The sequence below is a fragment of the Leisingera aquaemixtae genome (genome assembly GCF_001458395.1).
Taxonomy (GTDB): domain Bacteria; phylum Pseudomonadota; class Alphaproteobacteria; order Rhodobacterales; family Rhodobacteraceae; genus Leisingera; species Leisingera aquaemixtae.
In genome coordinates this window covers 683,792-694,579 of record NZ_CYSR01000030.1, presented here as the reverse complement: position 1 = coordinate 694,579, position 10,788 = coordinate 683,792, and the positions used below count along the sequence as shown (strand labels likewise).

The following is a 10,788-nucleotide window of genomic DNA, read 5'->3' as shown; positions in this document are numbered from 1 at the left end:
TGCCTTTGCGGCAAAGAATAACCGCCGCGGCTGATGGGCCGCGGCGGTTCGTTTCTGTCAGTGCCGTAAAGGCTTACAGGTTCGGGTACAGCGGGAATTTGGCGCAGAGGTCCGCGACCTTGGCGCGCACCGCCGCTTCCACATCGGCGTTGCCCTCTTCACCGTTGGCCGCCAGCCCGTCGATCACCTCGATGATCAGGTCGGCGATCTGGCGGAACTCCGCCTCGCCGAAGCCGCGGGTGGTGCCGGCAGGCGTGCCGAGGCGCAGGCCCGAGGTCACGGTCGGCTTTTCCGGGTCGAACGGGATGCCGTTCTTGTTGGTGGTGATATGGGCACGCCCCAGCGCCTTGTCGGCAATGTTGCCGGTCACGCCCTTGGGCCGCAGGTCGACCAGCATGACGTGGGTGTCGGTGCCGCCGGTCACGATGTCCAGGCCGCCCTTGATCAGCTGGTCCGCCAGCGCCGCCGCGTTGGCCCGCACCTGCTTCTGGTAGGCCTTGAACTCCGGCTTCAGCGCCTCGCCGAAGGCGGCCGCCTTGCCTGCGATCACATGCATCAGCGGGCCGCCCTGGATGCCCGGGAAGATCGCTGAGTTCACCTTCTTGGCGATCGCCTCGTCATTGGTCACGATCATGCCGCCGCGGGGGCCGCGCAGGGTTTTGTGGGTGGTGGTGGTGGCGACATGCGCATGCGGGAACGGCGAGGGGTGCTCACCGGCGGCGATCAGGCCGGCGATATGGGCCATGTCGACCATGAAATAGGCGCCGACGCTGTCCGCGATTTCACGGAACTTGGCAAAGTCGATCTGGCGCGGGATAGCGGAGCCGCCGGCGATGATCAGCTTGGGGTTATGCTCGGTGGCCAGAGCCTGGATCTGGTCGTAGTCGATCCGGTTGTCATCGCGGCGCACGCCGTAATGCACGGCGTTGAACCACTTGCCCGACTGGTTCGGCGCAGCACCATGGGTCAGGTGGCCGCCGGAGGCCAGATCCATGCCGAGAATGGTGTCGCCCGGCTGCAGCAGCGCCTGGAACACGCCCTGGTTGGCCTGGCTGCCGGAGTTCGGCTGCACGTTGGCATATTCGCAGCCGAACAGCTGCTTGGCGCGGTCGATCGCCAGGTTCTCGGCGACGTCGACATACTGGCAGCCGCCGTAGTAGCGGCGCCCCGGGTAGCCTTCGGCGTATTTGTTGGTGAGGACGGAGCCTTGCGCTTCCATCACCGCGGCGGAGGCGATGTTCTCGGAGGCAATCAGCTCGATCTCGTCGCGCTGGCGGCCCAGCTCGGCCGTGATCGCGCCATAAAGCTCAGGATCGCGTTCGGCGAGGGGCTGGGTGAAAAAGCCGGGGTCACGGGTCGCTTCAGTCATGGTGGCTCCGTTGGAGTAGGGGTCAGAACTGAGCGATTTCCTATCGGAAACATCTTTGCGCAGGAAGCCTGTAAAGCGACATTTCCCTGCGACAGAACGGCAACTATGGCCTTTGGCGGAAAGCTGTGATTGTTTCGGAACCAGTTGCCTAATACCGGAAACAGATTTGATGGGTTTGAGAATCGCCTTTCTGGCCAGCGAAGCGGAGGTTGCCCAGGAAGCCCTCGACAAACTGGCCCGCCGCTATGGCCATGTTCCCCCCGAAGAGGCTGATATCATCGTTGCGCTTGGCGGTGACGGTTTCATGCTGAGCACCCTGCACACCATGGTGGACAATCCGGCGCCGGTTTACGGCATGAACCGCGGCACCGTTGGCTTTCTGATGAATGAATACCGCGAGGACGGGCTGATCGAGAGGCTTGGCGACGCGGTGCAGGAGATCATCAACCCGCTGTCGATGACCGCGATGGACCGCCGCGGCGAGGTCCACAAGGCGCTGGCCATCAACGAGGTGTCGCTGCTGCGGGCAGGTCCGCAGGCCGCGCGGCTCAGGGTGTCCGTGGACGGCCGGGTGCGGATGGAGGAGCTGGTCTGCGATGGTGCGCTGGTGTCCACCCCGGCGGGATCCACCGCCTATAACTATTCGGCACACGGGCCGATCCTGCCGATCGGCGCCGACGTGCTGGCACTGACCGCGATTGCCGCCTTTCGTCCGCGGCGCTGGCGCGGGGCGCTTTTGCCCAGCAACGCGATGGTGCGCTTTGACGTGCTGGAGGCGGACAAGCGCCCGGTGATGGCCGATGCGGATTCGATTTCGGTGGCCGATATCGACTGGGTCGAAATCCGCATCAATCCGCAGATCCGCCACAAAATCCTGTTCGACCCCGGCCATGGGCTGGAAGAAAGGCTGATTTCCGAGCAGTTCACTTGACCGTTTAACGGAAGATTCACGAGTTTGTGAACTTCCCGGTAACGATTCCATGCGATGCTTTTCCACAGGCAGATGTGGATGGCGTCTGCCGCAGGGCTGGCGCACCACAGTGCCGTACCGGCGTGTTTCGAATAATGAGTGACCTTGTTTGCAGCCGGTAACGCCCACGGAGCCTGCGCCCGAAGCCGGGTCCGCCTGTTATGGCGGGAGGGGCGCTGTATTTAGCGAGTTGTCTGGGTATGGAAGTTCCCCGGGGGCGGTTCACACCGTTCCCCGGGACCTTAGATATGCCTCCCGTGCATCCGGATCCTGGACTGTGAGACGGGCCGTAGGGCTTGCCTGGGCGACAGGCCTGGCGTGCTGGCCTGTCTTCCGTGCCTTTCGCCATTGCCTTCATCTTGTCGTGTAGTGCGGAGCAAACGCCTGTCAGCCGAGGCTGCCGGCGCATGCGTGCCGTGCGGCGGCTGAAAATGCTGGAGAAGCCGCGCGTGGCGTTGCTCTCGCAACGAGCCGGTCCGCCCGAAACCGGCGAGGGGCGTGCGGCCGCAGGCCCCCTTGGCGGCGGGCTCTCGCTTTATGCCGATGCCCAGCCAGGGGCGTGTCCGGTCACCGCCTTCTGATTGCTGTCCGGCGCTCTGAGAGGCGGCAGGCGGCGGCCGTTTGCATCACTCCTTGCGAGAGCCGCCGGCCGCCGCCAAACCCGGCAAAGCCCCGAGACCTTTCACGCGGCGCGCGGTGCCTCGCCAGGCCGCTGGTTTCAGGCGGAGGCCGCCTGCATTTTTTCCCACAGCGGCAGGCACATGCGGCCGGCGCGGGCCTCGATCGCGGCGCAGGCGTCCACCGCCAGATCCTCGCGCCAGCGGCGGGCGGCGATCTGCACGTTGATCGGCTGCGGGCCGCCGGGCAGCTCTGCCAGCCGGGCCGGCAAGGAGGCCGCGGGCAGGCCAAGAAAGTTCATCGCATAGGAATAGACCGCGCAGCCCAGCACCTCATGCACGCCTTCCGCGCCTTCTGTGTCGCGGTCGGGCCGGAAGAAGGGCTGCGGCAGGAAGGGCGACAGCACCAGAGGATACTCCTCCAGAAACAGCGACCATTGCCGCGCGTAATGGGTGCGCTTGGCCATCATCCGCAGCAGGTCCTCCCCGGCAAAGGGCGGAAACTCCTGAAAGTAGACGGCAAAGATATCCCGCACGGTCTGCGAACCGGCCGCGTCCACATCCTGCTTCATCAGCGCATAGATCTCGCCCATCAGCGCGCGGTAGCCGGTGCGCCCGGCGTCAAACACGCATGGAGGCTCCACTCCTTCAACCTGATAGCCCGCATCGCTGAGCGCATCGCGGGCAAAGTCCAGCGCGGTCTCGACCTCCGGGTGCAGGTCATAGCCGTGGGTGTTTTTCGTGAAGGCGACCTTGATGGGGCCATCCAGCGCCGCGCCGCGCCAGGGTATCGGTACGTGGAAGGGGTCGCGCGGATCCGCGGCAATCAGGGAGGGCATCGACAGGTGCAGGTCTTCGGCGGCACGGGTGATCAGCCCCTGCACCGACATCAGCTGCGCCAGCAGGCCGCGCTCCGCCGTCTGGCTGGGGTTCCAGGCAGGGACCCGGCCCAGGCCCGGCTTGACCGTGACGGCGCCATTGGCGGCGGCGGGAAAGCGCAAGCTGCCGCCGATGTCGTTGCCATGTGCCAGCGCGCCGATCCCGGCCATCACAGCGGCCCCGGCACCGCCGGAGGAGCCGCCAGGGGAAATGTGCCGCCCCCAGGGATTATGAGTACGGCCAAACAGCGGGTTGTCGGTGTCGGCGCGGAAGGAAAACTCCGGCGTGTTGGTGCGGCCGATCACCACCGCGCCGGCCTTGTGCAGATTCTCGACCACGGGCGCGTCCGCAGGGGCGATCAGGTCCTTCAGTGCCGTCACCCCGTTGGAGGTGGCGTGACCGGCCTGGTCCACATTGATCTTGATGGTGACCGGCACACCGTGCAGCGGACCGGGCTGCGCGCCGTTTGCGCGTGCCTTGTCCAAGGCGCGGGCGCGTTCCAGCGCCTCGCTGCTCAGGTCCTCAACCACCGCATTCAGGGCCGGGTTCACCGCCTTCATCCGGTCAATCGAGGCCTGCACCGCGTCTTCTGCGCGGACATCGCCTGCGCGGGTCAGGGCGGTCAGTTCAGTTGCGCTCAGGCGCCATAGGTCATTCTTTGCCATCTGCTCTTCTCCCTGGGTCCGCAGCCTAGGCGGGCAGGGCAGAGTTGCAAGGGAAACCGGGCGGCAGGACCGCCCGGTTTCTCCAAATTTCCTGTTGAGGAATTCCTCAGCTCTTGGCGTAGCCGATGGTCTGCAGCGCCGCGGTGATCTCGTCCAGGATCGCCGGATCGTCGATGGTCGCGGGCATTTTCCAGGGTGTGCTGTCGGCGATGTTGACCATGGTGCCGCGCAGGATCTTGCCGGAGCGGGTCTTGGGCAGCCGGTCCACCACCACCGCCAGCTTGAAGGCCGCCACCGGGCCGATCTTCTCGCGCACCAGTTTGACAACTTCGGACACCACTTCCGCGCTGTCGCGGTCCGCCCCGGCGTTGAGGCAGAGGAACCCGACCGGCATCTGGCCCTTGAGGCTGTCGGTCACGCCGATCACGGCGCATTCAGCGACATCCGGGTGGCCTGCCAGCACTTCTTCCATGGCGCCGGTCGACAGGCGGTGGCCCGCCACGTTGATCACGTCATCGGTGCGCGCCATGATGTAGAGGTAGCCGTCCTCGTCCTTCATGCCGGCATCGCCGGTCTCGTAATAGCCGGGGAAGGTGGTCAGGTAGCTTTTCTTGAAGCGGTCCTCAGCATTCCACAGGGTCGGCAGCGTGCCCGGCGGCAGCGGCAGTTTCACCGCAATCGCGCCCAGCTCGCCCGGCGCCACCGGGTTGCCGCCTTCATCCAGAATATCGACTTCATAGCCCGGCATCGGCACGGCAGGGGAGCCGAGCTTGACCGGCAGCTCCTCGATCCCCAGCGGGTTCGCGGCAATCGACCAGCCGGTTTCGGTCTGCCACCAGTGGTCAATCACCGGCACCTTCAGCTGCTCCTGCGCCCAGGTAATGGTGTCGGGATCCGCACGCTCGCCGGCCAGATAGACCTGCTTGAGGCAGCTGAGGTCGTATTTTCCGACGTATTCGCCCTTCGGGTCTTCGCGCTTCACCGCGCGGAAGGCGGTGGGGGCGGTGAAGAAGCTCTTGACCTTATGCTCGGAGATCACCCGCCAGAAGGTGCCCGCATCGGGCGTGCCCACGGGCTTGCCTTCGAACACGATGGTGGTGTTGCCGTGAATGAGCGGCCCGTAGCAGATATAGCTGTGGCCCACGACCCAGCCCACATCGGAGGCGGCCCAGAAGACGTCGCCCGGATCGACGTTGTAGATGTTCTTCATGGTCCAATTGAGCGCCACCAGCTGGCCTGCGGTGTGGCGGATCACCCCCTTGGGCTGGCCGGTGGTGCCGGAGGTATAGAGGATGTAGGAGGGGTGGTTGCCCTCGACCGGGACGCATTCGGCCGGCTCCACGCCGTACTGGAAGCCGTGCCAGTTCACGTCGCGGCCAGGTACCAGCTCCGCCACTTCCTGCTCGCGCTGGAAGATCACGCAGAAATCAGGCTTGTGCGCGGCCAGGTCGATGGCGCCGTCCAGGAGCGGCTTGTAATGCACGATCCGGCCCGGCTCGATGCCGCAGGAGGCGGCGATGATCGCCTTGGGCTTGGCATCGTCGATCCGCACTGCCAGCTCGTTGGACGCAAAGCCGCCGAACACCACCGAATGCACCGCGCCAATGCGGGAGCAGGCCAGCATCGCCTCCAGCGCTTCCGGGATCATCGGCATATAGAGGATGACGCGGTCGCCTTTCTCCACGCCCTTGGCGCGCAGCGCGCCGGCCAGTGTGGCAACCCGGTTCCTGAGCTCGACATAGGAGATTTCACGCTTGGTATGGGTGACCGGGCTGTCATAGATGATCGCGGTCTGCTCGCCGCGGCCTTCTTCGACATGGCGGTCGACGGCGTTGTAGCAGGTGTTCACCTTGGCATCGGCAAACCACTCGTAAAGCCCCTCACCTTTGTCAAACAGCGCCTGCTTCGGGGCCTCGTCCCAGCTGATGCCCTTGGCGGCCTCCATCCAGAAACCTTCCGGATCCTGTTTCCAGGTGGCGTAAATGTCCTGATATCCCATGGTGTCTATCTCCTCCTTCCATCTGCGTAGGCGAGGAACCGGGGAGCGGGCAAGTTTTGCCGTTTCCGCACGCAAGGTTCGTCAATGAATTTACAGGTTCCGCCCGGATTCACGCAGATGTTTTACCGGATTTACAACCCCTGGCCGGTTTGCACCCGGCGTGCTTTGCAAACCCGTGTTTGCTGCAGAATAATCCGGAAAGGCGCAGAAAGTTTGCAAACTTGCAATCCCAGCTGCTGTGCGCGCGAAGCTGCTGAAGGGAATCACCCGCTGGAGGATTTGGCATAGCGCGGCAGGCTGTCTTTAAGCTCCAGCCAGCTCACATGATCGGAATGGAACACATGAAACCTGGGCGGCACGGCGCCCGGGCTTTCCAGCGTTGCCGTGTAAAGGTGAATGTTCACCGGATCGCGGCTGGTGCGGTAGGCCATCTGGGTGCCGCAGGTGCCGCAGAACAGCCGTTCCACGCCTTCGGAGGAATTGTAGACGCTCGGCGCTGCACCGGACCAGTCGACCGCCTCATGCGGCAGCCCGAAGAAAGCGGTGACAGGTGCTGCGCAGACGCGGCGGCAGTCGGCGCAGTGGCAGTAGCAGCTCCAGGCCGCCTCGGCCTGGCTCTCCCAATGCACCGCGCCGCAGTGGCAATGCCCTCTCATCTCCGGCCTCCCTGATTGGGCGGCCGGCGAATGGGGCCGCGCAGTTAACCGTAGTGCGCGACCGGGGTGCCGGCAATGGCGGCCATGTTCAAAAGGCCCCGTGCCGTGATCGAGGGCGACACGATATGGGCGCGGTTGCCCATCCCCATCAGGATCGGCCCGACCTCCAGCCCGCCGGCCCGCATCTTGAGGATGTTGCGCACGCCCGAGGCCGCATCGGCATGGGCAAAGATCAGCACGTTGGCGGCGCCCTCCAGCCGCGAATTGGGGAAGATCCGCTCGCGCAGTTCCGGGTCCAATGCGGTGTCGATGTTCATCTCGCCCTCGTAAACGAAATCACGGCGCTTATCGTCGAGGATTTCGATGGCGGCGCGCAGCCGGCTGCCGGTGTCGCAGGAGATATTGCCGAACTGCGATTGCGAGCACAGCGCGATCTTCGGCGCGAGGCCGAAGCGGCGCACATGGCGGGCGGCGCCGATCACGGTTTCGGCGATCTGTTCCGGGGTCGGCTCCACATGCACATGGGTGTCGGCAATGAACAGCGGGCCGTCTTCCAGGATCATCATCGACAGCGCCCCGTGCGGCGAATAGGTGCCGCCGCCCAGAACCTGCTGCACGTAATTCAGGTGCCAGCGGTACTCGCCGAAGGTGCCGCACAGCAGGCTGTCGGCCTCGCCGCGGTGCACCATGATGGCGCCGATGGCGGTGGTGTTGGTGCGCATGATCGCCTTGGCCAGATCCGGCGTCACCCCGCGGCGCTGCATCACCTTGTGGTAGCTGTTCCAGTAATCGTAATAGCGCGGATCGTTTTCCGGGTTCACCAGCTGGAAATCCCGGCCCGGGCGCACGTCCAGCCCCAGCTTTTCGCAGCGGCGTTCGATCACCTCGGGGCGGCCGATCAGGATCGGGGTTTCGGTGGTTTCCTCCAGGATCGCCTGCGCCGCGCGCAGCACCCGCTCGTCTTCGCCCTCGGCAAAGACAATGCGGCGGGCAGCGGCACGGGCGGCCTCGAACACCGGCCGCATCAGCAGGGCGGATTTGAACACCGTCTGGTTCAGCTTCTGCTTATAGGCAGTGATATCCTCGATCGGGCGGGTCGCCACGCCGCTTTCCATGGCCGCCTTGGCCACGGCGGAGGACACAACCGCCACCAGCCGCGGGTCAAACGGTTTCGGGATCAGGTAATCGGCGCCGAAATTCAGCTGCTCGCCCTTGTAGGCCGCCGCGGCCTCGGCGCTGGTGGTGGCGCGGGCCAGTTCGGCGATGCCGTCGACGCAGGCAATCTGCATCTCGTCATTGATTTCGGTGGCCCCCACATCCAGCGCACCGCGGAAGATGAAGGGGAAGCACAGCACGTTGTTGACCTGGTTGGGAAAATCGCTGCGGCCGGTGGCGATGATCGCATCCGGCGCCACCTTGCGCGCGGCCTCAGGCATGATCTCCGGCGTCGGGTTGGCCAGCGCAAAAATGATCGGGCGCTTGGCCATCTTGGCGACCATATCCGGCTGCAGCACGTTCGGGCCTGAGAGGCCCAGGAACAGGTCTGCGCCGTCCATCACCTCGTCCAGCGTGCGCTTGTCCGAGGCCTGGGCAAAGGCCGCCTTCTGCGGGTTCATGTCCTCTTCGCGGCCCTCGTAGACCAGCCCGTGAATGTCGCACAGCCAGATGTTTTCCCGCTTCACGCCCAGCTTCACCAGCATGTTGAGACAGGCAATCCCCGCCGCGCCGCCGCCGGTGGAAACGATCTTGATGTCCTCAAACGACTTGCCCGCCACATGCAGCGCGTTCTTGGCCGCAGCCCCCACCACAATCGCGGTGCCGTGCTGGTCGTCGTGGAAGACGGGAATGTTCATCCGCTCGCGGCACAGTTTCTCGACCACAAAGCAGTCCGGCGCCTTGATGTCTTCGAGGTTGATCGCGCCGAACGTCGGCTCCAGCGCGCAGACGATATCGGCCAGCTTCTCCGGATCGCTTTCGTTCACCTCAATATCGAAACAGTCGATCCCTGCGAAATTCTTGAACAGGACCGCCTTGCCCTCCATCACCGGCTTGGAGGCCAGCGCGCCGATGTTGCCCAGTCCCAGAACCGCCGAGCCGTTCGACACCACCGCCACCAGGTTCCCGCGCGAGGTGTAGCGGGCCGCGTTGGCCGCATCCGCCTGGATCTCGGTGCAGGCTTCGGCAACGCCGGGGGAATAGGCGCGCGCCAGATCGCGCCCGTTGGCCATCGGCTTGGTCGCGCGGATCTCTAGCTTACCGGGACGGGGGAACTCGTGATAGTTGAGTGCGGCTTGGCGCAGGTTCTGTGAATCGGACATCTGGCGCTCCTCGAAAATCGTATTGTTTAGTGTTAAACCATTTTTCCTGCCGGAAACCTAGCGCAAACTGACGCAATTGGATGCGGCGGCGGCCCGGCGGCGGCTTCTTGCATAAAGCCTGCCCTGCGGCCACAGTTCCGGGCAAATGAAAAGGGAGTGAAAAATGAGCGGCACAATCGCCGAAATCCGCCTGCCCACGCAGGAGCTGCGCGACGATATTCCGTTTTACACCAAGGTTTTGGGTATGAAGATGGATATGATCTATCCGGCGGATGATCCGCGCACCGCGGTGTTTTTCGGCCACGGGCTGCGGCTGCGCATCGAAAAGGGGGCGCAGGAAAGCCCCGGCACAATCCGCATTCTGACTGAAGATCCTGATGGATTTGCCGAAGGCCAGCGCCGCCTGACCGCACCCAACGGCACCAAGGTGGAGATCGAGGAGCGCCACCCGCCGATGGTGATGCCGGAAACGGTGCACAGTTTCGTGGTCCGCCGCCTCAAGGACCAGGCGCCCTGGATCATCGGCCGTGCGGGCATGCACTACCGCGATCTGGTGCCGGACCGGCTCGGCGGTTCGATCATCGCCAGCCACATCCGCATTCCCGACGGCGGCCCGGTACCGGACATGGTGCATTTCCACCGCGTCGGTTTCCAGCTGATCTTCTGCATCCACGGCTGGGTCGATGTGGTGTACGAGGATCAGGGCGGCAAGATGCGCCTGACTGCGGGCGACTGCTTCATCCAGCCGCCGGAAATCCGCCACCGGGTGCTGGAGGCAAGCGACAATGTGCAGGTGATCGAGATCGGCGTCCCGGCTGAGCATGTGACCGAGATCGACCACGAGATGACCCTGCCGACGCCGCACTTCCGTCCCGAACGGGAATGGCAGGGCCAGCGGTTTGTCTACAACAAGGCCGAAGGCGCCGAATGGATGCCGTTCCGCCTGCCAGGCTACATTTGCCGCGACACCACGATTGCAGAAAACACCAAGGGCGTTGCCGGCGTGCAGGTGGTGCGCCGGGGCGAGGGTGAGCCGCAATGGGCCGCGCATGACACCGATATCCATTTCACCTTCGTGATGAACGGCACAGTCACGCTGGAGGGCGAGGGCCGCGAGCCGTACCGGCTGGAACAGGGCGACGCCTTTGTCATCCCGCCCGGCATGAAGACCCGCCTCAGTGATCCGTCGCAGGACGTTGAACTGCTGGAGGTGACCCTGCCCGGCGTGTTCAATACCACGCTGGGGCAGTGACGGAACCTTACCCGGGGGGCTTTCGCTCCCGGGGCCGTTTCCGCTATCCTGCGGCATCTTGAC

The 10,788-nt window shown here is 64.6% G+C and carries 7 protein-coding genes; 2 read left to right on the top strand and 5 right to left on the bottom strand.

Going from position 1 to position 10,788, the window contains the following annotated elements:
• Positions 1 to 73: 73 nt before the first annotated feature.
• Positions 74 to 1,369 carry a serine hydroxymethyltransferase gene (gene glyA / locus PHA8399_RS16915; RefSeq protein WP_058287266.1) on the bottom strand — a complete coding sequence of 432 codons (1,296 nt, stop codon included), beginning with the start codon at positions 1,367 to 1,369 and terminating at the stop codon, positions 74 to 76.
• A gap of 169 nt (positions 1,370 to 1,538) precedes the next feature.
• Here glyA and PHA8399_RS16910 point away from each other — a divergent pair, with 169 nt between their 5' ends.
• The gene (locus PHA8399_RS16910) at positions 1,539 to 2,300 is read left to right on the top strand and encodes an NAD kinase (protein WP_058287265.1); all 762 of its coding nucleotides are present in this window, start codon (positions 1,539 to 1,541) and stop codon (positions 2,298 to 2,300) included.
• Between the two features lie 757 nt (positions 2,301 to 3,057).
• Here the strand turns inward: PHA8399_RS16910 and PHA8399_RS16905 are convergent.
• The 4 genes from PHA8399_RS16905 to PHA8399_RS16890 all read right to left on the bottom strand — a co-directional run bounded on the left by PHA8399_RS16905 (position 3,058) and on the right by PHA8399_RS16890 (position 9,473).
• On the bottom strand, positions 3,058 to 4,500 hold the full coding sequence (locus tag PHA8399_RS16905; protein ID WP_058287264.1) for an amidase family protein: 1,443 nt from the start codon (positions 4,498 to 4,500) through the stop codon (positions 3,058 to 3,060).
• Between the two features lie 106 nt (positions 4,501 to 4,606).
• A complete protein-coding gene (gene prpE, locus PHA8399_RS16900) occupies positions 4,607 to 6,499 on the bottom strand; it encodes a propionate-CoA ligase PrpE (RefSeq protein ID WP_058287263.1) in 1,893 nt (630 codons plus the stop codon).
• Between the two features lie 263 nt (positions 6,500 to 6,762).
• The gene (locus PHA8399_RS16895; RefSeq protein WP_058287262.1) at positions 6,763 to 7,155 is read right to left on the bottom strand and encodes a GFA family protein; all 393 of its coding nucleotides are present in this window, start codon (positions 7,153 to 7,155) and stop codon (positions 6,763 to 6,765) included.
• 44 nt (positions 7,156 to 7,199) lie between these two features.
• The gene (locus PHA8399_RS16890; RefSeq protein WP_058287261.1) at positions 7,200 to 9,473 is read right to left on the bottom strand and encodes an NADP-dependent malic enzyme; all 2,274 of its coding nucleotides are present in this window, start codon (positions 9,471 to 9,473) and stop codon (positions 7,200 to 7,202) included.
• Between the two features lie 163 nt (positions 9,474 to 9,636).
• On the opposite strand from PHA8399_RS16890, the gene PHA8399_RS16885 reads away from it, so the two are divergent.
• The gene (locus tag PHA8399_RS16885) at positions 9,637 to 10,725 is read left to right on the top strand and encodes a cupin domain-containing protein (protein WP_058287260.1); all 1,089 of its coding nucleotides are present in this window, start codon (positions 9,637 to 9,639) and stop codon (positions 10,723 to 10,725) included.
• The last annotated feature ends 63 nt before the right edge of the window (positions 10,726 to 10,788 follow it).